Annotated in this window: 29 protein-coding genes; 4 read left to right on the top strand and 25 right to left on the bottom strand. The window is 61.6% G+C overall.

What is annotated here, in order from left to right; translation table 11 throughout:
* Window positions 1-196: 196 nt before the first annotated feature.
* The 7 genes from AC0L2Z_RS06520 to AC0L2Z_RS06490 all read right to left on the bottom strand — a co-directional run bounded on the left by AC0L2Z_RS06520 (window position 197) and on the right by AC0L2Z_RS06490 (window position 3,938).
* The gene (locus AC0L2Z_RS06520) at window positions 197-736 is read right to left on the bottom strand and encodes a hypothetical protein (protein WP_473627222.1); all 540 of its coding nucleotides are present in this window, start codon (window positions 734-736) and stop codon (window positions 197-199) included.
* Window positions 733-1,062: a hypothetical protein gene (locus tag AC0L2Z_RS06515; protein WP_254024998.1), complete on the bottom strand. Its 330-nt coding sequence runs from the start codon at window positions 1,060-1,062 to the stop codon at window positions 733-735. Before AC0L2Z_RS06515 ends, AC0L2Z_RS06520 begins: the two co-directional genes overlap by 4 nt.
* A gap of 176 nt (window positions 1,063-1,238) precedes the next feature.
* Window positions 1,239-1,532, bottom strand: a complete 294-nt coding sequence (locus tag AC0L2Z_RS06510; RefSeq protein ID WP_473627221.1) for a hypothetical protein — start codon at window positions 1,530-1,532, stop codon at window positions 1,239-1,241.
* Window positions 1,529-1,942, bottom strand: a complete 414-nt coding sequence (locus AC0L2Z_RS06505; protein WP_473627219.1) for a hypothetical protein — start codon at window positions 1,940-1,942, stop codon at window positions 1,529-1,531. The genes AC0L2Z_RS06510 and AC0L2Z_RS06505 overlap by 4 nt, the downstream gene beginning before the upstream one ends.
* Window positions 1,939-2,301, bottom strand: a complete 363-nt coding sequence (locus AC0L2Z_RS06500; protein WP_473627218.1) for a hypothetical protein — start codon at window positions 2,299-2,301, stop codon at window positions 1,939-1,941. Before AC0L2Z_RS06500 ends, AC0L2Z_RS06505 begins: the two co-directional genes overlap by 4 nt.
* Entirely contained in the window at window positions 2,291-2,743 is a 453-nt protein-coding gene (locus AC0L2Z_RS06495) for a hypothetical protein (RefSeq protein ID WP_473627216.1), read from the bottom strand. The genes AC0L2Z_RS06500 and AC0L2Z_RS06495 overlap by 11 nt, the downstream gene beginning before the upstream one ends.
* Complete coding sequence (locus AC0L2Z_RS06490; protein ID WP_473627215.1) at window positions 2,709-3,938, bottom strand: N-acetylmuramidase domain-containing protein; 1,230 nt, start codon at window positions 3,936-3,938, stop codon at window positions 2,709-2,711. Before AC0L2Z_RS06490 ends, AC0L2Z_RS06495 begins: the two co-directional genes overlap by 35 nt.
* Before the next feature lie 119 nt (window positions 3,939-4,057).
* Between AC0L2Z_RS06490 and AC0L2Z_RS06485 the strand changes: the two genes are divergently transcribed.
* Entirely contained in the window at window positions 4,058-4,786 is a 729-nt protein-coding gene (locus AC0L2Z_RS06485; protein WP_473627213.1) for a hypothetical protein, read from the top strand.
* Here AC0L2Z_RS06485 and AC0L2Z_RS06480 read toward each other — a convergent pair whose 3' ends face one another.
* Entirely contained in the window at window positions 4,787-5,137 is a 351-nt protein-coding gene (locus tag AC0L2Z_RS06480; RefSeq protein WP_473627211.1) for a hypothetical protein, read from the bottom strand.
* A gap of 76 nt (window positions 5,138-5,213) precedes the next feature.
* On the opposite strand from AC0L2Z_RS06480, the gene AC0L2Z_RS06475 reads away from it, so the two are divergent.
* The 3 genes from AC0L2Z_RS06475 (at window position 5,214) to AC0L2Z_RS06465 (ending at window position 6,656) form a co-directional block, all read left to right on the top strand.
* Window positions 5,214-5,408 (top strand): hypothetical protein, encoded by a 195-nt coding sequence (locus AC0L2Z_RS06475; protein WP_473627209.1) that lies wholly within the window; start codon window positions 5,214-5,216, stop codon window positions 5,406-5,408.
* 67 nt (window positions 5,409-5,475) lie between these two features.
* Window positions 5,476-5,646 carry a hypothetical protein gene (locus AC0L2Z_RS06470; RefSeq protein WP_287262967.1) on the top strand — a complete coding sequence of 57 codons (171 nt, stop codon included), beginning with the start codon at window positions 5,476-5,478 and terminating at the stop codon, window positions 5,644-5,646.
* A gap of 89 nt (window positions 5,647-5,735) precedes the next feature.
* Window positions 5,736-6,656, top strand: a complete 921-nt coding sequence (locus AC0L2Z_RS06465; RefSeq protein WP_473627207.1) for an O-methyltransferase — start codon at window positions 5,736-5,738, stop codon at window positions 6,654-6,656.
* Here the strand turns inward: AC0L2Z_RS06465 and AC0L2Z_RS06460 are convergent.
* From AC0L2Z_RS06460 to AC0L2Z_RS06380, 17 genes are all read right to left on the bottom strand, one after another.
* Window positions 6,653-7,456: a hypothetical protein gene (locus AC0L2Z_RS06460; protein WP_473627206.1), complete on the bottom strand. Its 804-nt coding sequence runs from the start codon at window positions 7,454-7,456 to the stop codon at window positions 6,653-6,655. The two genes, AC0L2Z_RS06465 and AC0L2Z_RS06460, sit on opposite strands and share 4 nt — an antisense overlap.
* Entirely contained in the window at window positions 7,453-9,645 is a 2,193-nt protein-coding gene (locus tag AC0L2Z_RS06455; protein WP_473627204.1) for a hypothetical protein, read from the bottom strand. The genes AC0L2Z_RS06460 and AC0L2Z_RS06455 overlap by 4 nt, the downstream gene beginning before the upstream one ends.
* A gap of 26 nt (window positions 9,646-9,671) precedes the next feature.
* Window positions 9,672-11,954, bottom strand: coding sequence for a phage tail protein (locus tag AC0L2Z_RS06450; RefSeq protein WP_473627202.1), 2,283 nt, complete (start codon window positions 11,952-11,954; stop codon window positions 9,672-9,674).
* Window positions 11,939-12,355 carry a DUF6950 family protein gene (locus tag AC0L2Z_RS06445; protein ID WP_473627200.1) on the bottom strand — a complete coding sequence of 139 codons (417 nt, stop codon included), beginning with the start codon at window positions 12,353-12,355 and terminating at the stop codon, window positions 11,939-11,941. The genes AC0L2Z_RS06450 and AC0L2Z_RS06445 overlap by 16 nt, the downstream gene beginning before the upstream one ends.
* Before the next feature lie 8 nt (window positions 12,356-12,363).
* Window positions 12,364-13,008, bottom strand: coding sequence for a hypothetical protein (locus AC0L2Z_RS06440; RefSeq protein ID WP_473627198.1), 645 nt, complete (start codon window positions 13,006-13,008; stop codon window positions 12,364-12,366).
* Window positions 13,008-13,763 carry a hypothetical protein gene (locus AC0L2Z_RS06435; RefSeq protein ID WP_473627197.1) on the bottom strand — a complete coding sequence of 252 codons (756 nt, stop codon included), beginning with the start codon at window positions 13,761-13,763 and terminating at the stop codon, window positions 13,008-13,010. Before AC0L2Z_RS06435 ends, AC0L2Z_RS06440 begins: the two co-directional genes overlap by 1 nt.
* Window positions 13,764-13,766: 3 nt before the next feature.
* On the bottom strand, window positions 13,767-17,645 hold the full coding sequence (locus AC0L2Z_RS06430) for a phage tail length tape measure family protein (protein ID WP_473627195.1): 3,879 nt from the start codon (window positions 17,643-17,645) through the stop codon (window positions 13,767-13,769).
* Window positions 17,642-18,058, bottom strand: coding sequence for a phage tail assembly chaperone (locus AC0L2Z_RS06425; protein WP_473627193.1), 417 nt, complete (start codon window positions 18,056-18,058; stop codon window positions 17,642-17,644). The genes AC0L2Z_RS06430 and AC0L2Z_RS06425 overlap by 4 nt, the downstream gene beginning before the upstream one ends.
* The gene (locus AC0L2Z_RS06420) at window positions 17,998-18,435 is read right to left on the bottom strand and encodes a hypothetical protein (RefSeq protein WP_287317203.1); all 438 of its coding nucleotides are present in this window, start codon (window positions 18,433-18,435) and stop codon (window positions 17,998-18,000) included. The genes AC0L2Z_RS06425 and AC0L2Z_RS06420 overlap by 61 nt, the downstream gene beginning before the upstream one ends.
* Window positions 18,436-18,457: 22 nt before the next feature.
* Window positions 18,458-18,697, bottom strand: coding sequence for a hypothetical protein (locus AC0L2Z_RS06415; protein WP_473627192.1), 240 nt, complete (start codon window positions 18,695-18,697; stop codon window positions 18,458-18,460).
* Between the two features lie 97 nt (window positions 18,698-18,794).
* Entirely contained in the window at window positions 18,795-20,279 is a 1,485-nt protein-coding gene (locus AC0L2Z_RS06410) for a phage tail tube protein (protein WP_473627191.1), read from the bottom strand.
* A gap of 62 nt (window positions 20,280-20,341) precedes the next feature.
* Window positions 20,342-20,524: a hypothetical protein gene (locus AC0L2Z_RS06405; protein ID WP_473627190.1), complete on the bottom strand. Its 183-nt coding sequence runs from the start codon at window positions 20,522-20,524 to the stop codon at window positions 20,342-20,344.
* On the bottom strand, window positions 20,521-20,931 hold the full coding sequence (locus AC0L2Z_RS06400) for a hypothetical protein (protein ID WP_473627189.1): 411 nt from the start codon (window positions 20,929-20,931) through the stop codon (window positions 20,521-20,523). The genes AC0L2Z_RS06405 and AC0L2Z_RS06400 overlap by 4 nt, the downstream gene beginning before the upstream one ends.
* Window positions 20,931-21,626 (bottom strand): hypothetical protein, encoded by a 696-nt coding sequence (locus AC0L2Z_RS06395; protein WP_473627188.1) that lies wholly within the window; start codon window positions 21,624-21,626, stop codon window positions 20,931-20,933. Before AC0L2Z_RS06395 ends, AC0L2Z_RS06400 begins: the two co-directional genes overlap by 1 nt.
* Window positions 21,626-21,976, bottom strand: coding sequence for a hypothetical protein (locus tag AC0L2Z_RS06390; RefSeq protein ID WP_128185763.1), 351 nt, complete (start codon window positions 21,974-21,976; stop codon window positions 21,626-21,628). Before AC0L2Z_RS06390 ends, AC0L2Z_RS06395 begins: the two co-directional genes overlap by 1 nt.
* A complete protein-coding gene (locus AC0L2Z_RS06385) occupies window positions 21,973-22,377 on the bottom strand; it encodes a hypothetical protein (protein WP_473627187.1) in 405 nt (134 codons plus the stop codon). The genes AC0L2Z_RS06390 and AC0L2Z_RS06385 overlap by 4 nt, the downstream gene beginning before the upstream one ends.
* Complete coding sequence (locus AC0L2Z_RS06380; RefSeq protein WP_473627185.1) at window positions 22,377-23,027, bottom strand: hypothetical protein; 651 nt, start codon at window positions 23,025-23,027, stop codon at window positions 22,377-22,379. Before AC0L2Z_RS06380 ends, AC0L2Z_RS06385 begins: the two co-directional genes overlap by 1 nt.
* Window positions 23,028-23,030: the final 3 nt, after the last annotated feature.

Genomic DNA, 23,030 nt, shown 5'->3' with positions numbered 1-23,030 from the left:
CACGATCAGGCGCGAGAGTCAATCCAAACGCAAAAAGCCCGCCGCACCTTGCGGCACGGCGGGCGATCAGTTGTTTTCACCGAGCACCAGGGTGGGCGGGGGGTGGTGTGCCCGGTGCGCAGAAATCCTACGCGTGCCGCGTAACGCGCGTCTACCAACCGGCAGTTGGGTGCGGGCGAGTTCGACCCTGAAGGCGTCAGCCGGCCGGCTGCTCTGGCGTCAGCGGCTCAAGCGGCGCGGGCGCCGGCGTGATGGTGAATTCCACCGACGGAGCCGAAACAACGATCGGCTTTGTCAGCTTGTGCCAGAGGTTGCAGACATAGGAGAAGCGGGCATCATAGCGCGCCTTGCCAACCGCGGCAGCCAGCGGGATGGTGACGGAGCGCTGGTAGCTCTCGCGCCCTTCCGGCGGGTACGCATCGATCAGCGCACGCCGGCCGACCGTATAGGTCGAGGGTACGTGAACGGTTCCCTCCGAATCTGTCACGAACCGCTCGACCGTGGCAGCACATAGACGGCTCTGGACGACGGTGTATTGGATATCGAGGACACCCCCCTGCGGAACCTCCGGCGTCAGCACCATCGCCTGTTCGAACGCGATCGGCGGGTCCCGGTCGAGCGCTGATGAAACCAGGACGGAAAGGCCGACACCGGCGAGAGCGGCCATGATGAACACCATGGCCGCCGGCACGTCGACCTTGCGCCAGAAGGCATTCCATGACCGCTTCAGGATCATTGCTTTCCTCCGGAGGCGCCGAAATAGGCCATGACCTGGTTGAGCGCCACCAGCGTGCCCGCCACGAACAGCAGGAGCTTTGTCGCCGTCTTGGCGACCCACGCCGTTTTCGTCCACAGCTCCACGATCTTGAAGCCGGCCTGGAATTTGTCCTGCTCCAGGGCGAGAAACAGATCGAGGCGTTCGCGCTTGTATTTCGGCAGTTTTCCCGCCCAGATCAGCGCCGTTCGTTCTTCTGTAGTCAGCCGGTCCAACCATCCTACCGTCTCCGGATCGAGGTCGAGGAGCCTTCGTGGCAGCTTTCGATCGTCACTATTTTCCGTCATCGGTTCCCCGCCCGTGCCTGCTTCAGTTTTTCAGTTCGGCGCGGCGATCAGCGCTGGCCTTGGTGTGGCGGTCACATTCGGCGGGCTCGTAGAGGCCGATGGCACAGCCGGGCGCCATGGTGCGATCGATCCTGTTCTGATCCTCGATCGCCTTGCCCTGGGCGCCAGCGAGGCTGCTACCGAGGGCCGAGCGTAGCGCGGGAACACCGCTGACGCCGGAAGTCCCACACCCCACCAGCAGCAACGCACTCGTCAAGAGAGCGGCTGGCCTCAATGCCCTTGCGAATCGCATCCTGATTGTCCTTTTCGATCTTGTCGCGAACCTCTGCCGCGCCTTGTTGCTTGACGTAGGTGTAGACGCCCCATGCCGCGCCCGAGGCGACGACGACGGCCGCGCCGATGGCGATGACGCCGGCGAGCATCCGGTTGACGCCGAGGGCGCCGGCAACTAGGCCGATGAGTGCTGTCATTCGCTGGGTTCCTCTGTGAGGCGTATGCCCTTTGCGTGACGAGGGCCTTTATGCCGAAGGTTCGCCCAGGTCTGAGGTTGGATCTTGAAGTCGATCGGAAGTCCGGTCTGGGATCTCAGCCAATCGGACAGCGCGACGGTATGGATCAGCCACTTCGTGTCGAGCTCGAAAGCGCCGCTATGGATCTCGGCGGCCGGAAACTCTCTCTTGAATGCTTCATCATCCATGATCATGACGACGTCGACGTCACGCCAGTCAGGACGCTCCAACGCGCTGCCAACGAGATAGCAACCGAAGCTGTCATAGGCCTCGTTGAGGTGCTTGCAGGCGAGTTCCAACTTGAACACCGCCGGCACGCCGACATAACTGGTCTTCTTCTTCGCGGCCGGCTTTTCCAGTTCGTCGCTCATGGGATGCCTCCGACGATCTGGCCGTTGGTGATGAAGCCGTGCCAGAGGCCGCCGGGGCTGCCGTCGAGGGACGGGGTGACCGACATCGTTTCGAAGCTGGCGTTATCGATGCCGCCAGCTATCCGCCACCGGGCTTTCGGGTTGCAACCTTGGATCAGGGTCGCACCGTACTGTTCCATCTCGTTGAAGATGGCGAACTGTTCCTTGTGGGGCGGTGGCGTTTCGAAGCACGACTGGTATTCGCGAATTGTGCCAGCGAGCTTGGTCGGCGACTGGAAGATAAAGCCGATCCGCTTACCGTCTTTCATGATCCATCGCGGGGAGAGTTCTGTGAGCTTCATCATGAAATCAGCAATCATCCCTCAGAACGCCGTGATGGAGAAAACCGTGAAAGCCGGGCACGGCGATCGAGCCCGCTCCGGCCGCGCAAGTGTTGCCGTTCTTGTCGACGTGGATCGTTTCGCCGACGGTCCCGTGACGCACCCAGCAGCGATGCTCTTTGTCATCCGGCTTGGTGCAGTTGCTGCACCGGCTGTCGATGTGCCACCAAGTCGTGCCGCGCGGACCCTCGCGAGGAATGACGCATACGATCGACAGGCCGTCCGGCCCCTTGGGACCGGATCCAGCCGAAAACAGGGCGCCGATCGGCAGTCGCGCGGTCTCTTCGCCGGTATCGAGACTGCGATAGATGCAGCGCGAAATGCCATGCTCGTCGGTCGGAGCATGCCGGCCGGTATCTTCCCACCAGGTGTGCAGCGGTATTCGGTCATCGCCGTGCTCCGGTCTTGAAGGCCTCGACACCCTTGGCCTCGCCGTGGCGCGCAATCAGGAACAAGCCCCCGGCGACGCCGGCGATCGCCAGCATCCACATCCAGCCGGGCACATCGCCGGCGGCATCTTTGACCGGCTGCATGAAACCGGAAGCCTCATCGAGATTGCCGAGAATACCGTCGAAGAAGCTGCCGATCAGCGCGGCGATCGTGGTGAAAAACGCGCCGATCTTGGTCAGCCAGTTGGTGCGGACCTCCGGCACCTTTTCGCGCACGATTTGAGGCGCCGCTTCACTGCGCGCCGGTGCCAGCACGCGCGGCTTGGCCTTCTGCAGGGCGAGCAGCAGCGTATCGTCGATGCCATCACCTTCCGGCAAGCCGTTCTCTGCGCGGAAGGCGCGGATCGCAGTCGCCGTCATTGTGCCGGTCTTGCCGTCGACGCCGCCGACCTCGGTGTAGCCGAGATCCTTCAGCTGCTGCTGGACGCGCTCGACCGTTTCCCTGTCGACGGCCGGCGCTGCCGGTTCGGGAGTAGCTCCGGCCGCGAGCTCGGCCGAGGGCTCCTCGGCAGCGACCACGGAAGGCGCTTTAGCGGGCTTAGGCGTCGGAGCGTCTCTCGGCGGCAACGGCGTATCGCGGATCTTCTGCCACTTTGCGAAGGCGGCCGCGAGCTTCGAATCGTAACGGTTCTTCTTGTAGCCGGCCCCGTTGTAGCCCCTGGCGAAGCCGGCCCAGTTGTGGTTGCGCAGCTCGTCGTCGAGCTTGTTGGCCTTGATGAACCGGACCGCGGCCTCGAGGTGCGCCGCCTCATCCGCCATGAAGGCCTGCACCATCGCCTGCACGGTCGTAAAGCCGGCCGCCTTGAAGTTTTCGCCCAGGATCTGGGTCAGGCCCCACGAACCCGACTTCAGCGCCGCCGTCTCGTCGATCTCCATGGCAGCGACCAGGCGCGGATAGCTGTCCTTCGGATAGGATTTTGCGTCCCACTTGGCGTAAGCAAGCCCAGCCCTGACCGCGGCGGTTCGTTTGGCGCCGGCCAGGTTGCGATAAAACACATGCGGCTCGAACAACAGCTTCGGCCGGCCGTGGCGGTCGAATCCGGATCCTGCCGCCTCGACATCCATGAAGGCGTGCATCTCGTCCTCGCCGACGCCGATCATTGCGCCGATGCGCGAGATGTCGCGATCGGCGATGCGCTTCGCGGCGCCCTTGAACGTTTTGTCCATGGCAGTTCCTTTCCGCCCTCCCGGGCAGGTTGAGATGGTTCTTGGGGATTCACTTAGTTGCCGCGCGCCATGGCCAATTCCTTGGCGATGTGATGGATTGCGACGGAAGGGGATATCCAATGACGCTCTACGAGATTTTCAGATCGCAGTTACCTGCAAATGTCTCCCAGCTGATGGATGATCTTGAAGCGTTCTCAGGGACGAAGATCGAGATTCACTACCGGGGGGACGGCGGGACCACCATGGGGGCCGTCCTGGAGGATGGCGGCGCCAGGATTCTGGTGCCGCGAAAGCAGCTTGACGATTTGAACCTGTTCAGCACACACAGCGCTTGTCACGAGTTACTTCATGTCAAACGGTATTGGGTTGATCGCGTGCCACGTATAATAACGAGAGACACACAAAATATCCCCAAGACAGACCAATCTCCCGAGCACATAGCCACTCTGAATAACGAAATAGAACACATTGCCTTTTATAAATCTGAAATCGAGATGGGTTTTGATCCTATCGGATTTTGGGATCACCAGACGAAAACCAAACTGATAGATCCCCTAGCAAGTAACGCCAATTCTGGCACCCTGCTTCTCAATAGGCCACTAATATTTACCACACTCTTAGCTGGACGTCTTATCCGCCCAGAGACGCGCATCTCACTTGAACAATGGGTTCGTCGTTTTGGGGGCGAAGAATTGATCACAGAAGCTCAGCGAGTGGCGAAATTTGCTGTAAGGGATAAGAGAAAGGCTGCGGAAGAATTCGTAAGGCTGATGTCCATCGATAGAACCCGCATTGCGATGAGATATTTTCAGATCAAGCAAAGAAACTCGCTTATTTCACCTCTCTAGTCACTGCCACAGCCGTTCCCATCCGGCAATCAACCGACGCTCTTCTTCCGAGACTGGTAGAAGCAAAAAAAGACTACGCCCGCATCCATAACATTCCATGTCCTGCATGCGGCACAGGAGACACCCGTTGCCCCGACGCTCGCATTCGTCCAGAATCAGCCGGATTTTTTCATCGGGTATCTTCTGTGTCCCGCGACGAGCAGCATCCTCGTCGAGGAAGGCTTTAGCATCCTCGAAGGATGGGGGCTGGTAGCCTTCAGACGCCTCGGCCGATGCCTGCGGCGCGGCGGCCGGGAATTTGAGGCGATCGGCAAGCTCGCCGATGGCGCGCAGCGTCGAAGCATCGAACATGGAAAGTCCTTTCCGGCCTCGCGGGCAGGTTGTGCAGTTTGGGATTTTGGGTAGGATCGGCGCCGCGGAGGTGCCGATGGCGAATTTCAAGGTCGAGACGATGGAAGGCGACATCGTGCTGAGAAGCACGGAAGTCCAATCCAACAGCGATGTTCAGGCCGCCAAGTCGGCAGCGATCCGGCCGGTCGAACCGGGGCGTGCCGGAAGTGGCGGCTGGCTACGGGTGACCCATATCGCCAGCGGCCGGACCAGCGAGTTTCTGTTTGCGTGAACTTCCGCCGTTGACTGTTCCGCAAGGTGAGTGCTTGTATTGCACTGCACAATGGCGGTTAATCAAAATGGCGTTGCGGATCAAGTTGCCGAGAGGCACCCTGAAGGTGAAAACCTATCGCGAGTTGCGAACCCGCGAGCGCGACCGGCGCGTGCCGGTGTTGAAGGTGGGATCAATGTATTTCATCTGGTGGTCTGATACGCAGAAGCCGTCCGGCAATCGGCAACAGGATCGCTAGTTGGGGCTGTACATTTATCCGTTTGACCTACTATAGGCTGGTCATGATACTTGACAGGGCGCTAAGCGCCTAAGGGGGGACTGGTTTCCATGCTGAAGAATGCTCTGCGGCCATTTGTGCTCGGTGCGCGAAAGATCGCGGCCAGATCGAAGCTGCAAAGGCTATCAGGTGAAGGTTTTCCTCAAAGTGTCCTTCCCGCAGTCACTTATTTGGTCACTGAAAAGGCCGACGAAAGGGCCGAAGAGATCGCAGACCGCATCGAGGCAGAGAGGAACCGGCTAGCTTCGTTCGGAAGCCAGAAGGTGGATATTCTATATTCACCAAAGCCAGGTTCGGCTGGCTCAGAAGCAACTGTCGATCTTCGTCCATCCCATGGCGAGATAATGCAGTTCACCATGGAGCAGGTAGCGAAAACCGGCAAAACGAGGCGCTGGGGGCTGTTCATGCACCTGCTTGCTCGCGAGCACCGATCTGCCAACCTTCTAGAACTCGGCACATGCGCCGGTATTTCCGGCTCCTACATCGGTTCATCGCCGCATTGCCGGCACCTAACCACAATCGAGGGATCGCCGGCCCTCGCAGAACTCGCTCGATCAGTGCTGCCGCTGACGGTCAAAAATCCGACCGTGGTCAATTCCCTCTTCGATGAGGCGCTCGACGATATCCTTCCGACAATCGAGCCGATCGATTTCCTTTTCATAGACGGCCATCACGAAAAGATCGCGACGATTCACTACTGGCAACGCATCCGCTCAAAATTGAATGATGGCGCTGTTGTCGTGTTCGACGACATCTCCTGGTCGCAAGATATGCGCGATGGCTGGAACGAAATCGTCCGTGAACCGCATTTCTCTCACGCGATGGACTTCGGCGTCGTAGGTGTTTGCATATACCGCAATAACGGCACAAATCCACCGCGGCAGTGGGATCTGAGAACAGTAGCCGGCGTCGGTAAAGGTGTCGGCGATCCCCACGGGTGGAAAACCCGAGAGGCCGCTGTAGCTGATTAGGCGGCCAGATCATTGGCCCGGGCCTGCATGTGCAGCCTTAACGCCAGAAGGTCTGGCGCGGTCGGTACGTACGGCAGGTGAACATAATCTGCCAGTTGACCGACAAATTGGTCGTTAGTTGCCGCGCCAAGCCAGCCGAGACGATAAGCGCTGATGTCGCTAGGCGCGGCCCCGGATGCCCCAGCGACTGCTGCCGATACGGACTCAGTCCCGAGCAAATCGTGAATCGTCACGAGGTTGTTGGTCCAGTCGAAGACAGCGGCTGCAGCCAGCCACCCGCCTATCCGAACCGGCTCTGCTATCGATACGACGGCGGCGGCAGCGGCTGTGGTCCGTTGAGCGCGAGCCTGCGGTATGCCGGAAGCATCTTCTCGCAGGGTAGCTCTTTGCACCGTCGTGGCGGTTAGATACGCCACCGCTATATTCTCGCGTGTCTTACTGCCAGCAAACGCGTCCGTCACCTTCCACATCGCCGCGAACGTGTATTGGCCAGTGTTCAGCCCACCAAAGCCGAAGTTCTGCATGGTGTACCCTGTGGGGGTAACGGCCAGAGTAGGATCGAATTGAGCAACGTTCACACCGTTAACCGCCACGACAGTCGCGATGTCCATGTTGCTGTTCGCACCATAGAGCTGTCCGTTGATCATGTTTACGAACTCATTGACCTTCCCGGAGGCGATGGTGACGTGGTCTGCATCCAGCCTGATGCCGCCTGGCGGCAGGAGTCGGAATTTAGCGCTGGTCGGAAGCCCGGCAGGAGCGGCTGCATCCTTGTTCAGGTGCAAAATGCGGGTGGTCATATGAATGTGCTCCTGAAGGCCGTCAGGTCGATCGTGATCCTGTCGGCGTTGAAGTTGTAGAACATCGCATACCCGCCGCGCGGCCCGCTGCCGCGCCAGTAGGATACTCTGGAGGTAAGCTCCTCCTTGACTGCGGAACTCTCCCAATACTGCCTGGCATGTCCCTCGGGCCGAGCTATTTTACCTGCCGCACTGTCAAGCGTGAGCGTGTCCCAGTCGTCCACACCCTGCCTTGTGCAGAGTACGAGGTCGCCGTATGTAAGCCACCAGCGAGCCGCCACAATCTCGGTGGGTCGGTCGGTCAGGCAAGCCCCAGCGACATAGCTGGATGTCCCAGCGCTCCTCACGTACTCGCCGTTTAGCGAGACCTCCTCCTCTATTTTTCCGCCGCACCCACACACGGTCTCAACGGTGGTGACGTCGGTAGCCGGGTTGTAAGTGGCTAACTTGTAGTCTCCGGTTATGGAGGACACGCCAACGGTTGGGAAATCGGCGTACAGGAAGCGCACCAAGCCGTCATCGTACTCCCGGGCGTCGAACAGCCGAAGCCTGCGGTCTCCTGTGGCTGTGGCGATCACGGTCACATCTGCATCGTCGAGGATGTCGATAGGCGTCACCTCGGCCCGGATGTCGGCAGAGATCACGGTCCCGTCCCCAGCGACTAGCGACCAATCCCACAGCAGCTTAGCGAGAGTGACCCTCTTAGCGCCAGCCACCGTAGGGTGCCGCACACAGGCAAGCCATGTGCCGTCACCGTCCAGCGCGGGAACGGTCAGGAAGTAGGCTCCGTCCCCGCCAATCTTGTTCTTGTAGTGGGTCCACGAAGCCATGGTGCCCGCAGGGTCGCACTCAAAGAACGCCCACACACCGCTATCAAAGTCACCGATCCTGTAGCAGCCGCGCAACTGGTTTGGACTGGCGCCGTTCCACCACAGCTGGCCGTAGCTGTGATACTCGCCGGCAACGGTCGGTGTCTGCCCCACCAAGGCGAGATCTTCAGGATTGAGCGTTGTAGATCGCCAGAAGCGGGACCACTGGAGGGCGCTGTGGTCGCTCTGGAATACGGCCAGCCGAATGGGGGCCGCGGGGTTGGGGTGCGAGAGGACCGGACCTTTGTTGTGGTCGTCAATTGGGCCGCGATCGGCGTACAGCCCAGAGATTTCCTCAGAGTACCCTATAAGCACCTTCTTGGCAGTCGCCGCATAAGTTTCACGGTACCCAACCCACAGAGGCCCTGGCCGCCCGACAAGGCCAGATCCGCTATCCACGAACGGGCCTTCGGACTTGCCGACTGAACCCCATATCTGTGTGATCCGATCATCATCTTCGACTTCGATCGTGCGAGGCCACACCCATTGCGACCACATCTCGTTGGGGCTGACGAGGTACTTCGTGCCATCGGCATAAGCAGTGGCGGCTCCAGATGAGGCGCCGGGCATGTCATCCTCGTGCAGCGGCGTCATGAACCGAAACTGGCCAGCCAGAGTCACCGCCGCCACGACGGAACCTCCGACCTCTAGGACGGCTGCCACGCCGGCATTATCGCCGCCGCTCACAGTTTCAGCGATAGCTTCGACTTCCGTCTCTAGATCGGCCACCACTCCGGAGAGTGCGCTGGCCGAGGTCGTGCGCACGAACTCGAGAGCCGTCGTGCCCAGCACGATCGGCGACGGTGTCTGCAGCGCCCAGGTCTCTGCCGCATGCGTTCCGGCATCCACATCGAAGCGCGTGCCGAGCATCTCGTCGGCAGTGTCCGTGTCGGCCGACCTGGCGGCAGCTCCGGATGTCGAGACCACGTAGATGCCGTTCTGCGCCGGAGCGGTCTGGCCGGTCAGCGCAACACGATTGCCGGTGGCCAGCACCAGAGCGTCCAGGGTGTCGCCATTCTCAAGCGCAGTTGCGATGTCGACGTTGGTCGTGACGAGCAGCCGCACCGATTGCTTCGGCGGCTTGACGCCGCTGAGCGCTAGCGCCTCGACCTCGTCGACACGTTCGCTGAGGTCTTCGATCTGTCCTGGTATCCCGCCGACGGCGCCTTCCACTGCAGTGACACGAGTGTCCAGACCGTCGACAGAGCCTTGGATGATTCCGCCGATCGGCCTGATCTCTTCCTTTTTGGGATTCGAAGGCTCCAACACTGGTCCATCGGCGTAAACCGAATTGAAGGCATCGCGAATTTCATTCGCCATGGTTTTATATCCCGATCGTTAGAGAGTTAGGTGACGACGACAGCGCCAGACAGCGCAACGAGCGTGCTCTCGACCGCCGAGGCGTTCACCGAGCGAACGAAGTAGTAGTAGGTTCCGGGCGCCAGAGCGGAGTCTGTCCAGGCGTCGGCCGAGGAGGGCGGCCCGTACTCGGTGCGAACCAGCGCCGCCGTGCCCTCGTTGTTTACAGTGTTGCGGCGGATATTCGCCGCGTAGTAGTTGCCCGAGTTCGGGCTGTTCCAGGTTAGGCCCGCCTGGCCCACGCCTCCAGTAACGACCAGATCGGTCACGACGCCGGGCGGCACGGTGTCCACCGTCGACACTACCGTTTCCGTGTCGGACCAGAGATCGCCGTAACTTCCGTTCGAGCCGATGTAGTTGGCCTCGACCTCGATCGACGTGTTCGTCGGGACCGGGTTGGTGTTGAGCACGATCAGGCCACCGTCAGGCTCCGCATCCGGGAACTTCTGCTCCACCCAGGTGCCAGGCACACCGCCGCCAGTGTCGGCGACGCGATAACGAACGACCGGGGTGAGATCGTCGCGATCCGGATCGACCAGAACGACGCGGACATAGACTGATCCGCCCCCCGAGACGGCAGCCACCGTGTCGACGATAGCGACAGGAATGCCTTCCGAGACGGGCTTCGGTGGAACCGGCGGTGCGGCACCTTCATCCGTCGCGGGGTCCCATGCCTCGATATCCGGCGGCATGACGACGAAGGTCATTTGAAAGCCACCCCGAGATACGGACAACACGGAGCGGCGGTTGTTGACGAGCTTCCCGTTCAGCGACGGAATGCTCACCGGCGTCTGCAGCCTGACCCACGGGGCATAGATAGCGTTGATGCCGGTGAAGCGAACTTCCAACGAGCCGCGCTTCTTCTGGCGCATGCGAGCGAACTCGCGCTTCGCCAGCCGCCTGGCCTGTCGCCACTGCTGGACCCACAGATAGTTGCCGTCCTGCGGCAGCACCCGACCTGCCTGGAGTTGGGCCGGAACGTCCTCGAAATAATCCGTGTCGGTCGATGTGTAGTCTGTCGCCGGGTAAGTGAACTTCGGGACTAGCCGATTGCACTCCTCTTCCGGAAGCACATCGTGCTGAATGGTGTAGCCGACGATATCGGCGTCGGTCAGCGTGGCGACGTACTTCTCGCGGAACTTGCCGGCGACGAACAGCAGAGCACCATCGCCGCGCTCGCACATCCAGCCGTCGCATGTGGCGAGGATCGCGTTGGTTCCTGCCTTCGGATCGTGCTCTGTGGTGTCGAAGCCGCCGCACTCGTAACGCTTTTCCGTACCCCCGGCGGCACGCGGAACGAGCTCGTCGCAGACATCGGCCTCCTCCTGCCACATGTCGAGCACCGGTAGGATGGCCTTCTTGAAGTCGCGTTTCGTCCCGAACGGATTGAAACATTCGTGCCAGGCGAGATGAATGGCCGGGTTCTTGGTGAAGACCCACGTCGAAGGATCATCCGGATCCTGCAAGGGATCACGAAAATCCCAGCACAGCGATAGCTCGGCAACCACGGATAGGGCCGGCTTGCCATAGGGGAATGCCTTGGTGAAATTATCCTGTGCCGGCGTGACGCAGAACATCGCGACAGAGGCCTGACCATCGCCCCGATGATTGACTGTCCAGATACCCTGAGCGCTGAGTCTGTCCACTAAAAATGGGAATGCGGTCTCCGGCGCGAGACCTAGGTTGTAGAATATCCGAACCCTGTTCGAGCCGTAACGATTGGAGTGCACCGGGTCTTCAACCCCACCGCCCACTTCCAGTGTGACCTTGTCGTCGTTCAGGTAGAAGTCGACATAGGCGTTGATCCGGTGGGCGACGATCGCCTGCACCGAGTACATGTTGCTGTCGACGGACTCCCACAGCATCATCGCGCCGGCCAGCCTTGCGACACCAACACCCCAGAAGCGATAAGGGATCGGTTGCGTCAGCGGCACACGCCCGTCCTCCGGCTTGGGCGGCTTCGGTGCCATCGCGTAGGTCAGACCCACGGTCAGGGCCGTGGTGACGATGGCCGAGGCGATTGCCGCATAGGAGATCGTGACCGCGCCACCGAACAGCGAAATGCTGCCTGAGCCGAGAATGGCGGTGAAGATCGGCGTGAAGATCGGGTCCCTGTGGACCGGCCAGTGATATTCGCCATTCCATCCCGAGGCGAGAAACTCCTGTGTCGTCGTCGTCTCGAAGGCACCGATGCCAGTGCTGTACGAGATGGCACGACCCTTCAACGCCTCCCGCAGGACGTCGTCGAGCGAACTTATGCTATGCGCCATGCCACGCCGGTCCAATCGAGCTTTTTGACCATTGGTCCGCGCGCCGACATTACCGCCCACAGCGGACCGAACTTGATGCCGGGGATGTCTTTGACTGCGAGCCCGTCAGCGTCGAAGCCGGTCAACGTGCGAATGATGCCTATGTCGCCGTCCGCCGGCTGCTGGACGCGCTGGAAGCCCAGAGCGCCGAGCCTTGCCCCGACGAGGCTCTGGACGCCTCCAGCGGCCTGCAAAACAGCCTCGGCGTCTTCGGCGGTGAAGTAGGTCCCACGCAGATCGGCGGCCGGATCCTTGCCTGTGGCCTCGAATACCCAGGCGGCGCAGAAGGTCGTGCAGTCATCGCCGCCCATGCCTCCCCAGCGCCACCGGTGCGGCAGCCTGATGTATTCTTCGAGGATCATTGTATGCCTCAGTAGTCGGGCCAGGGCGGCGCCACTCCGCGGCCTAGCCGGGCGACGCCAGAGCAGTACTCATCTGTCGGATAGAGAGCCTTCTGATGCGCGGGTGTCCACGTCACCTGGGCTGATCGAGACCGGGTGTTGGTGCCAGAAACGACAGCCAGGCTGAGATTTGTCTTCTTGTCTTCGCCTCCCGTGACCGGAGGCGATGATTCCGTCGGGTGTGAGGCCGTTCCCGTCCACAGCGCCACGATGTTCGACATCGGCTGGTAATACTGGTCCAGCGTGGTGAAGCCGATTTTGATGTCCTTGCCGCGCACATCCGGCATGGTGTCCACCACCTTTTGAGCGGTGGATGGGTCAATACCCGCGATGCCGAACTCTACGCTGCTCGACTGGCCGTTGACCAGCACCTCGAGCGTTGGGACGTTGAGCAGTCGGCCGCCGCCGAGATAGACCGTCCCGTCAGGATCGATGCTGTCGAAGCCGGCCGGGATATCATTCACACCTGCCCAGATGTGCAGTCCCGGGTCGGTCTCCAGGCGAAAGAAGATGCCAAGGATATGGCTTCCAGCCATCGCGTCGAGCACGGCTTGCGGCACGTAATCGACCGAATAGGAGCCGATCAGGCTGGCGTAGGTATCCTGCCAGGCCACTAGAACGCCTCGACGAATTGAAAGCTGACGCTCGACTGCATGAAGCCGCGCGCCTTCCACGCCAGCGTGAATCCGACGGGGAACTTGGCCACACAGCGCGGTCGGGCAAATTCGATGCGGGTTCCCGCGATGACGGCTTCCCGAAGCGGGCGGTCGAGCGAGATTACATATTGCGATCCGCTATAGCTGACGCCATCGACGTCGACGGTAACATCGACAGGATCGGAGGCCTCCCAGTATCGATAGACGCGCCAGCCCTTGACCGTGTGCGATATCGAAAACCAATCCGACCACCGGAGCCGACGACTGGCCCCGAAGATGTTAATCGTCATCTGGCCGGCGTTGAGGGCTGCATTGGCCCCTACGGTTCCGAACACCGTCGCCTGGCTGTAGCCGGAATCATCCGAAAACAGAGAGCCGTCAGAATGCGGGATACCGCCGATGATCGGCTTGGGCACGCCGTTGATCAGTGGGAACGGACCCATCCAGTCCGAACGAACCGGCACGTTCATGAACCGGAAGGAGCCGTTCATGCGGGCCGCTACCCAATTGATGTATTCGTGCTCCTCAGGCCTTTGAGCGAAGCAGTTTTCATAGCTGGCGACGAAAACCCCGCCGCCGGTTGTCTCGATCGTGACGGACTCGCCGAGGCCATTGCGCCCGCCCTCGATGCCGCCGCCCTTGCTGTCGAACGACATTTCCGACGCCTTGATGAAGTCGATGTCGAGCGTGGGCAACCCGGTATAGCGACCCATGCTCTAGCCCTTCTGCGAAGCATATTGCCGCTGTAGTTCACCAAAACCGCCGCTGGCCTGGGCTTGATGATATTGAGCAATGCCCTCATCGAAGGCTTGCCTCGCCAGCATACGAACGTGCGCATCCCCATTCGCGCCGTCGATGTTGACGTTGAATTCAACCCGGCCGTGTTGACCCCGGCCACCGCCCTTGGCACCGTTCCCATTCGCGGCCATGTCCATCGAGCGGCCGTGACTGCGTATAACATCGCCGCTGCGCAGCTTACGCAGTTCCGGACCGCGCTCACCAACCCATGCCCAGCCTTCCGGAGCGTTTTCCGTGCCCTCAGCAAAACCGAACAGTTTCGGGAGGAAGCTGAACAGCATCGACAGGATACCGCCGCCGCCGCCAGCAGCGGGTGCTGGTGCGGCTGCTCCGCCATAGCCGAGGATCGCCGAAAGCGAGGTGTTCGCCTGGAAGTTCGCGGGCTTGAGACCCTCGAGTATTGATGCCAGACCACCTTTGCCGCCAAGGCCTCCAGCCAGCGCGTCGACCGCGCCGGTGACCGAAGTGCCGAGCCCGCTAAGGTTCTGGGAGGCGGCGATAGCGTTCGTCGACATCTTGTCGAGAGCGGCCGAGGCCTTCTCCGCCCCTATGCCGATCGGGTTCGCGCCCGAGAGTCCCTGCCAGTTGCCGACGCCAGCCGCCTTGGCGCCATACCAGGCACCCCAGCCATTCTTGGCGGCGTTGTCCAAGGCAAAGTCGACACCAGCACGAGCATTGGCCGGGTTGGCAGGGTCGAGCCCTGTCTGCCTCATAAAATCGTTACCCAAACCGGCCGGGTATCCGGTCCCAGCGCCGCCTTTGAGCAATTGGAACGGCCCATAGGACGGTTCTCGGATGCCGTTCTTCATGGCATTGCTTTGCCATACGCCTGGTGCCAGTCCCTCGGAACGAGCGACACGAAGGGCAGTGTCAGGATCGATCCCGCGCGCGGTAGCCGCTTGCTGAATGTAGCCGGCCATTCCCGTCAGACTGGGCAGAGGTGCGCGCGTCACCGCGCCCTTCGCGTAATTGTCGTTGGTGGCGGTGCCGCCAGCACCAAGGAACGCGGAGAGCGTCGTATCGGCGACAAAGCCAGCGCCGCCCCCAAGGCCCGCGCCTGGCCTCTGGCCTGTCAGCGCTGCAGCGATCCACGTCCCCAGCCGGTCGAAGATGTCACTCAACTGCTTGTCCATCGACGTCGTCAGCGCATTGAGGATTGATTCCCCAAGCGCCTTGCCGACGTCGCCACCATTACTCATCAGCTCGGATTTGAAATCGGTCAGGAAGCCGACAGCGAGGCCTTTCGCGTCGGCGAACCTGGCGAGGTCACGCATCTGCTGCGCCGCCGGCGAATTGAGGTCGACAGCCAGACCAGCGCCCTGCTGCCGTGACGCGATCTGCTGGTCCTGTGCCGAGCGGAACATCTGGTCGCGCTCGAAATTGAGCTCGCGCGCAAGATTGGCACGGGCGATCTCGTCGGCGAACTTGCCGTAGGCCTCGGCCTTGGCCTTTATCGCAGCGATCTCGCTTTCATCCGCCGCAATACCCTTCTCGGCGGCCTCCTCGCGGATCGCAGCGATCTGTTCGAACTCCATCCGCAGTTTCGCCGCCTCGCCGGCGGTCTTGCCGATCAGAGTGAGGTCGAGTTGCTGGCCGGCCAGCGTCTTGTCAATCGCAAGGCCGCGCGCCACCTGGGCGTCGCGCGCATCGATCGCCTGCCGGTTGCGCTCGGCCTCCAGCGCACGGTTGACCCGGGCTTGCAGGCCTCCGCCCTTGTCGCCGTCTTCCACGGCGCGAGCCCTGACCTGCGCCTCGATCGCAGCGAGTTTTTCGGCATTGGTGCGCGCCCGCGCCATCTGCTGCTCGGCTTCGAACTGGTCGTTCTCGCGGCGAAGCGTTGCATCACGGACGGCGACATACCTGCCGAACGAGCGCAGGTCGGAGAGGCCAGGGCGCGTATTCTCCCGGTCGATCCGCGCCAGTATCTTTTCCAGTTCCTCCGCCTGCCGGGCGAGATCGACGATTTCCTTGCCGGCGATGATGGCTTCGTCAGCGAGCTTTTGCAGGCCATTGGTCTGGCCGATACGCTCGATTTCCTGGTTGAACTGGTAAACATCAGGCGCGCCATCGGCGGCCTCGACCTTGAGCCGGTTGATGGCATCGGCGAATGGCGCGAACTTGCCAGTGACGGTGAAGGCATTGTCGCCGAGCAGGAGGATGGCGTCGGCCGTGTTGCGCAAGGCGGTCGGATCGCTCGCGGCAGGCAGAAGCTTCTGAAACAGACGCTCGACCTCATCGTCGAAGCTGGCGAGGTCGGTCTTGCCTTCGCGTGCGCTTTTGATCAGCGCGTTGATAGGCGCCGCAAACTGGGCCTGGCCGCCGGGCAAATCGCGAAGCCCGGCGATGCCGCCGCCATTGCCGAACAGGCTTTGCGTCCAGCTTGTGCCGCTCAGCTGTTCGAGGAACGGCCCAGCCTTGTCGCGCAGCATCGCGTCCAGCATGGTCTGGTTGCCGCGGGCTTGCGCGGAGATGAAGGCCTGACCACCGATCGAGCCGACACTTTTGACGGCCTCGCCGAGATCACCGTATTCATCTTTCAGGAGCTTCAGGTTTTCGGAATGCAATTTGACGGCGTCGTCCATGGTCTTGGCGCCTTCGCGCCCTTTCGTGAACCACTGGACTGCCGCCGCCGTTGCGCCGACGAGGCCGAGAACGATGAGCGAGGTCGGATTGACGATCGACAGCAACGCAGAACCCAGCGACTTGGCCGCGCCGGCTGCCCCCATCGGGCCGAGCACGGCGGAAAGCTGAGTGCCCTGCTGGAGGGCGATCTGGAGCGGGCTCATGCCCATCGCCGAGGTTACGGCGATGTCCTGGAATTGCGCTGCGATGTTTCCGGTGCTGAACTGGTTGACGCCTCTGTACGCGTTCTGGTTCGCCGCCGAGCGGCCACGGGCCATAGCCTGCGCCTGAGCAAGTTCGTCCGCGCTGATGGCACCTCTTGCCGCCAAAGCGGCGTACTCGGCGATCTCGGCATTGACGCGGTCCTGCGCAGCAGCCAGAGGATTGAGCTCTGCACGCAGAGCCGCGACCTTCGCAGCCATCAGATCTGCCTCACGGCCGGATTCCTCGAAAACAGAGGCTGACGCTCTTGCGGACTTCCCGGAATTCGTCATTACCGACGCGTTGAATTGATCGGCGAACACGGAACCCGCTTGCTGTGCCCGTAGACGCGCAGTCTCCTCCAGCCGGGCAAACTCGGCTTCGAACACCGATGCCGACGCGCGCGCCCCGGCCGACGGCGCTGTCTGAACGCCAAGGACCGTGTTGACCTGGCCTTGGTTCGCCGCGCCGATTTGACGGCTGTTTTCGGTGGACTGGTCTGTCCGGGCTTGCGCAATCATCGCGCGGTGCGCCGCAGCGGCGTGCACCAGCGCAGAAGCTTGACCCTCGATCTGGGCGTTCGCGGCGCCGACTGCGGCCGCGAGCTGGGTTTGTCCTTTGGCGGCAAGTTCCGAGGCGTTGGCGTTCATGCCGAGCTTCTGGTTCATGCCGACTAGGATTGTCGCAGCCTGTTCTACCGACAGCTTGCCGGTTTCGAGCTGGCGGTTTAGGCCGCGAAGGTCGCGCTCAAATGCCTGCGCTTCCTTCTGGCCCTCGACATAGCGACGCGTCAGAATCGACACGACGTTGCCAGATGTGCCGATCTTGGTGTCGCTCGCCGCGACGGCCTCCCCGACGGCGCGAGCCGACGCCACCATGGCCTGATCGGAGGCGACCTTCTGGTCGGCGCCGGCCTTGTATTTCGAGGCGTCGATCTCGGCCGAGGTGACCAATCGGGAAAGCTGTATGGTCATTTGTTCTCAGCCTCCCCTTCCTTTTTCGCAACGTGGATTAGCCACTCGGTGTCGATGGCGGTCATGAAGGCGTGGAAGCGGTCGAAGGCTTCACCCTCGAGGCCGTAGCGCCTGGCGTAAGCGTCATAGGCGATGAACGCGATCGGGGACTCTCCGCCCATCGCGCCGTATTGCCGGTCGAACCGAAGCGCTTCCCAAGCCCGCCAGTAGAAATCGTGCCAGTATTCCGCACGAGCCTCTTCCGGGCGTGTAGGGACCTTCTCTCTCGGCAGTTCCAGCGGGAATTCGGCCGCGATCTTCGCCAGCCACTTGTCCTGGCCATTCCGCTCGAGGTCGTAGCGGAAGGCCGCCGCTAGTTTTTTGTTGCGGCCTTGACGAACTCTACCTTTTTCTTGCCGACGCGGCCGGCGCACCAGAATATCATCTGACGCATAACGCGATGCTCTTCGGCAACGAGGATGGTACCGACCAGGTCGGGCGAATATTCGACGTCGAGGCCCTTCCAACCAAGGAGAAGGTGCTCGACTGACAGCTGGCCTTCAAAGCGCGCCTGAACGTCAGACGGCACCTTGTCGTTAGGGTACTCCTGCTTAAGCTTTTCCAGCACGTCCTGACGCGCCGTCACGTAGTCTGGATAGTTCGTCGACCGCACCAGAAATTCGAGCCCGGGCAACGGCGTAGTCTCGTAGGGCTTTTCCGGGTCAAGACCTAGCCATTCCTTGACAGGGATCCAGTCGCCTTCGCGTTCCTTCGATAGGTCAGCGCTAAGGCTGCTCAGCTTGATGGTCATGATGAAGTCCTTTGTCGGAAGGTTATTTTGAGGGATGGTGAGGGGCAGGCGCAGGATGCGGTTGCCGTACTTGCAGGATGGCATCGTCGCGGAACTCACCTTCGACCAGTATCTCTCCCATGATCTCCAGACGGAGCATCGTGGCGGCCTGGTCCGCGTTGAGGTCGAAGGAGATGCGACAGACGCCCTTAAGCGGCAACCCGTTCATTTCCACGGTACAGTCCCGGAGTTGCTTCCCCACGACGATCTTGAAGTTATTCACATTTCTCTCCTGTCGGGGAGTTGGAGGACCGGGCGGCTCCGACAAGCCGCCCGCCTTCTGCGCAGAACCAGTCCCGGTGTCGGCCGGGAACTCTAGATCAGACGAAATATTCCAGGCGATCGATGATGAGATGGGCAGAGGTCAGCTCATCCTTCGAGGCCTGGCCGACAAGCGGGAGAAGCGTGTCGGTGTTCTTGGCACTCGCCGACGGCGAGCCATCGGTGAAGGTAATCCGCGGAATCGCGAAGATGATTGCCTGGTTGTTCTTGGCGACCCGCGTGTTGATGTTGCTCGGTGTCCCGGCGAAGAGCTTGGTCAGCAGTGCGTCGGAACCGAAATAGGTTGGCGCGTTGATTGTGACGTCGAAGCTGCCTTTGCCGATGTCGACCGGGCCGATCGTCTCGTCGCAGTCGAGCGCGTTGATCATGCGCAGATTGTTGTTGACGCTGATCTGCAGCGACTGCATCCAGTTCGGCGACCCGAGACAGACGCCGTTTTCCGCGATCCTGCCGACATTGACGGCCGCCGCCATGACTGCATTGGTCGGCGCCGCATCCGGCGCGCTGTCGAGCGACGTCGTCGAGGCCTGGCCGCTCATCCCGGAGAAGGTGAACGTGTATTTCGCCTTGTCCTCGGTCGTGAAGTTGAACTGGCCTTCGCCGGCGACCATGCCGCGCTGCGCGATATAGGTCGGTACCGCCTGACCCATGAAGCCGCGCTCGATCGTGCAGCTCTTGGTGTCGACGCCGTTCTTGATCTGGTCACCGAAGAACACCTGGATCGTCTTACCGGTTCCGACATCAGTCGCCCAGCCGGCCGGCAGGTTATCGAGCGTCAGTTTCGCCGCGGCGACCGCCGTGATGCGGGCCCAGGCGTTGCGGCGGGCGATCGCGCCGGCAGTGACCAGGAAGGCGAAGCTGGTGATATCGGCGGTGCCGCCGATCTTGACCCACTGGCCGACGCGCAGGCCGAGCGTGGTGAAGTCGAGCAGCGTCGACCCGAGACCGTCGGCGAGCGCCGTGATGTCAGCCGCGGCGCCCATGAAGCCAACCACCTTCATGCGCGCTGTAGCAGGCGGCGCGGCTTCGGCGACAAAGCCGGCGCCAAGGAAAGCCGGAACCGTCGCGCTGCCGGTCGTGCACTTGAAGACGCCAATGTTCGCCGAGGCGGTGAAGCCGGTGAAGCGCACCAGCTGACCGGCTACGAATGCAGCGCCGGCGGTCACCGTGGCGACGTCAGTTGTGTCGGCCAGCCCGGTGATGACGGAATCGGCGACACCATCATTGTCGCGGAATGGTGTGTTCAGCCAGGTCGAGCACATCAGCGACTTCAGCCAGAGCGACAGCGGCGAATCATCGACCGGGAACGAGAGCTCGCCATTGACCGGACCGCTGTTGGTCTCGCCGATTTTGATCGGGTCCGAGTTCATCCGATCATCGCGGATCTCCTCCGAGGTGACGAAGGTCGGGCGAAATGCCAGCGTCTCGCCTGTGAAGCGCGCCGTGCGCATGCGCGGCGTGACGGGCGTGATGCCGAGGGTCACTTCCTCGACGACGGTCATGCGGGTGCGGTTGGAATCCATTGGAGGCTCCATCGATGGGCCGCCTCAATGGGCGGACGGGGTTGATTGGTTGAGAGGAGAGGCTAGTCCGCCTTGGACGGATCCTGCTTTTTCGTCTTCGCGGCGTGCGGCAGCTTTTCGATATGACCTGTCTCGACCAGCCCGTCGAAGCTCTGCGGCGACAGATCATCCTGCGGCAAGACGCGGTCGCCTTCCTTGAACCGGCGCAGGCGCGTCGGGAATGCTTTCAGCACGAGTGCCATCATTCGTCCCTTTCGAAGTTCACGGTTGCGGTCATGGCGTAGTAATTGGCGAAGGTCCTGCCGGGATCGCCGGCGCCGATCGAGGCATCGCGAAACGTGACGCTGTCGATATCCTGGCCCCTGAACATGCCGACGAGTTGCTTCGCCAGCACGCGCGCCCGGCGGCTGCCGGTGCTGTTCGGGGTCATGACATGCAGGTAGATCTGGCCGGCTTCGCGCCAGAGGTTTTCGTCGCGCAACTCCGCCCCGATTGACACCTGATCGAAGAAGTCCCCGAACACCTCGACGTAGACGAACTCTGTCGGCGTGTCCGGCAGCTCATAGGGATCGTTCTCGAAGACGACATCGGTCAGCCCCCACTGGTCTGCGATCTGCTGGACGACGACGTCGAAAGCTTCAGGACTGGCCATCAGAGTGCGTTGATGATGATCGAGGGATAGGTGATCGGCATGCCGGCCTCACGGTCCTTGCGGCGTGACAGCGTTGCCCTTCCGGCGCGGAACGCACTGGAGCGATTGTTCTGCGCCGCCGCCCTGAGCGGTGCGCCGTCTTTCAGGATGTACGGCATCGCCGGATGCACTCCGCCACCAATGTTCAGGAACCTGGTCTCGAAGCTGAAACTGTCGCGGTACCGATAGGCCATAGAACTTTTCGTGCCATCGAACACGCGCCGGCGCTTCACGCCAGAAAGACCGCCCTCGACCTTGCGGATGTATGGTTGGAAATTGGTGATGATGACTTCCGCAGCAGCTGGGATCGCCGAGAAATCCGAAACGACGGCGCCGCCAGCAATGACAATGAATGAACTCGCGAACCGACCGGAGCGCCGCGGCGACCGCTTCTGCAGTTCGGCGAGGACAGTGGTGACGATCAACGGCCAGTTGACGAATTCATAGATGATCGGCCCGGGTGCCTTCACCGCCTCTTCCGGCGCATTGTGGACGCCGTTGACATAGCGCTCATAGGTCGGGCTCGCGACTCCCTCTCCGATAACGCGCTTGAGCTCCTGCTTGGCAAAAGCCGCCAGAGCCTTGTCGATCGCCTCCGGCTCCATGCCGGCGGTCGCGAGCTTCAGGTCGCGCTCGAAGAACTCGAATCCAGCCATCAGCCGCCAACCGTCAATTCGACCCGCACCAGGACGTTCTGGACCCGGATATGCTTGGCAAACTCGACATTCCTCACCTTGGTGTCCTGCACGATCTTGTCGCCCTTGCGGACAGGCAGTGAGAAGCCATGGTTGATGTCCGTCGGGCTCAGGATCACTCGAGACCAGGTCTGATCGATGCTGCCGGTAAGCTCTTCCGGCCGCAGAGGCCGGATCGAAGCCCTGACGTCGACATCGAACGGGATCTGGATCGCATTCGGACCCAGTGTCACCCGGCGAAGCTTCGCGTCTTCGCCCGCATCGAGCAGCGCTGCATCGAGGTCAGCAATGAGTTCAGCAGGCGTCGTCACCTGGCGTGGATCCTCGCCGAAAGCACGGTGCTGCCGGCATAGGTGCCCGTCGAGACCACTTTCAGCCGGACGCGATCGCCGAGCACGATGCCGGTTGCTGCCGTGTCGTCGGCAAGAGCGCCATCGGTCGGTGTCTGTTCGATGCCGTCAGGCTTCAGACGCCGCGCACGCACCTTGCTTGCGGTCGCACCGGCAAAGCACCATAGATCATTCCACGTCGTCCCCTGATCGAGCGAGGTTTGAAGGAATGCCTTGATCGACGCGCCTCCACTGCCATAGGCGAGCCGCAGTTGCACATCGATCTCAGACACGCCGGCGAGATCGTCGATAACATCGCCGATCTGCGTTCCTGCCGCAGCAACGGCAAAATCGCCGAGCGAGTAGAGGCCAGGATTGTCCATTATGCCACCATCATGTTGCGGAAGCGGGTGAGCTGGCCGGCGACGATGTCAGGCACAGCGCCTTCGTTGGATTGACCAGGAACCGATCCTACCCAGTAGCCGCGCTCGACACGCCGGACGTCAGGAATGTCGATCACCTCGGATTTCAGCGATGGATCCCGTTTCTTCTCCGCCCAGGCCAGCCGCATGAAATCCATTGCGGCCATCTTGAGATCACCCGGAACGTTGACAAAACCGGCTTTGTAGACAACCACGACCTTTGCGGCGCACCAGCGGCGAGGACGATCGTCGCAGAGCCTGGTCGCGATGCCAGATTCCGGATGGACGATGAATGAGGTGTCCACGGTCTGGGCAACACCATCCTCGACGAGGCTGGTGATCTCGATTTCATGCCGGCGCGACAGCACAAGCTCAGCGACATCGACATGCCGGAAAGTCTCGGTGAGCGTCTCCCGGTGGAGTGTCGGTTCAGCGCCCGCGCCGATCGCGATGTCGCATTCCGTCATGATGGCGGCAGCGAGACGAAGATCGAGCGCCGCCAGTTTGATGTCCTGGCTCGAATCGGTCACGCCGATCGCTTCGCGACGCTCAGCTTGGGTCAGCAGCGATAGATCGCTGGCCGGCGTCGTGACCACCAGGACGGAATGCATCGA

It is taken from the genome of Mesorhizobium sp. WSM4850 (assembly GCF_055811735.1).
This window is presented reverse-complemented; position numbering and strand designations above follow the sequence as displayed.

Coding starts and splice junctions, on each gene's coding strand:
- AC0L2Z_RS06445 (WP_473627200.1), bottom strand. CDS start 12,355: ATGATCCTCGAAGAATACATCAGGCTGCCGCACCGGTGGCGCTGGGGA.
- AC0L2Z_RS06430 (WP_473627195.1), bottom strand. CDS start 17,645: ATGACCATACAGCTTTCCCGATTGGTCACCTCGGCCGAGATCGACGCC.
- AC0L2Z_RS06500 (WP_473627218.1), bottom strand. CDS start 2,301: ATGATTGCTGATTTCATGATGAAGCTCACAGAACTCTCCCCGCGATGG.
- AC0L2Z_RS06480 (WP_473627211.1), bottom strand. CDS start 5,137: ATGTTCGATGCTTCGACGCTGCGCGCCATCGGCGAGCTTGCCGATCGC.
- AC0L2Z_RS06400 (WP_473627189.1), bottom strand. CDS start 20,931: ATGGCCAGTCCTGAAGCTTTCGACGTCGTCGTCCAGCAGATCGCAGAC.
- AC0L2Z_RS06405 (WP_473627190.1), bottom strand. CDS start 20,524: ATGATGGCACTCGTGCTGAAAGCATTCCCGACGCGCCTGCGCCGGTTC.
- AC0L2Z_RS06465 (WP_473627207.1), top strand. CDS start 5,736: ATGCTGAAGAATGCTCTGCGGCCATTTGTGCTCGGTGCGCGAAAGATC.
- AC0L2Z_RS06420 (WP_287317203.1), bottom strand. CDS start 18,435: ATGACCATCAAGCTGAGCAGCCTTAGCGCTGACCTATCGAAGGAACGC.
- AC0L2Z_RS06385 (WP_473627187.1), bottom strand. CDS start 22,377: ATGGACAATCCTGGCCTCTACTCGCTCGGCGATTTTGCCGTTGCTGCG.
- AC0L2Z_RS06490 (WP_473627215.1), bottom strand. CDS start 3,938: ATGGACAAAACGTTCAAGGGCGCCGCGAAGCGCATCGCCGATCGCGAC.
- AC0L2Z_RS06510 (WP_473627221.1), bottom strand. CDS start 1,532: ATGACAGCACTCATCGGCCTAGTTGCCGGCGCCCTCGGCGTCAACCGG.
- AC0L2Z_RS06485 (WP_473627213.1), top strand. CDS start 4,058: ATGACGCTCTACGAGATTTTCAGATCGCAGTTACCTGCAAATGTCTCC.
- AC0L2Z_RS06460 (WP_473627206.1), bottom strand. CDS start 7,456: ATGACCACCCGCATTTTGCACCTGAACAAGGATGCAGCCGCTCCTGCC.
- AC0L2Z_RS06475 (WP_473627209.1), top strand. CDS start 5,214: ATGGCGAATTTCAAGGTCGAGACGATGGAAGGCGACATCGTGCTGAGA.
- AC0L2Z_RS06395 (WP_473627188.1), bottom strand. CDS start 21,626: ATGGCTGGATTCGAGTTCTTCGAGCGCGACCTGAAGCTCGCGACCGCC.
- AC0L2Z_RS06450 (WP_473627202.1), bottom strand. CDS start 11,954: ATGGCGCATAGCATAAGTTCGCTCGACGACGTCCTGCGGGAGGCGTTG.
- AC0L2Z_RS06470 (WP_287262967.1), top strand. CDS start 5,476: ATGGCGTTGCGGATCAAGTTGCCGAGAGGCACCCTGAAGGTGAAAACC.
- AC0L2Z_RS06515 (WP_254024998.1), bottom strand. CDS start 1,062: ATGACGGAAAATAGTGACGATCGAAAGCTGCCACGAAGGCTCCTCGAC.
- AC0L2Z_RS06505 (WP_473627219.1), bottom strand. CDS start 1,942: ATGAGCGACGAACTGGAAAAGCCGGCCGCGAAGAAGAAGACCAGTTAT.
- AC0L2Z_RS06380 (WP_473627185.1), bottom strand. CDS start 23,027: ATGCATTCCGTCCTGGTGGTCACGACGCCGGCCAGCGATCTATCGCTG.
- AC0L2Z_RS06410 (WP_473627191.1), bottom strand. CDS start 20,279: ATGGATTCCAACCGCACCCGCATGACCGTCGTCGAGGAAGTGACCCTC.
- AC0L2Z_RS06435 (WP_473627197.1), bottom strand. CDS start 13,763: ATGGGTCGCTATACCGGGTTGCCCACGCTCGACATCGACTTCATCAAG.
- AC0L2Z_RS06455 (WP_473627204.1), bottom strand. CDS start 9,645: ATGGCGAATGAAATTCGCGATGCCTTCAATTCGGTTTACGCCGATGGA.
- AC0L2Z_RS06520 (WP_473627222.1), bottom strand. CDS start 736: ATGATCCTGAAGCGGTCATGGAATGCCTTCTGGCGCAAGGTCGACGTG.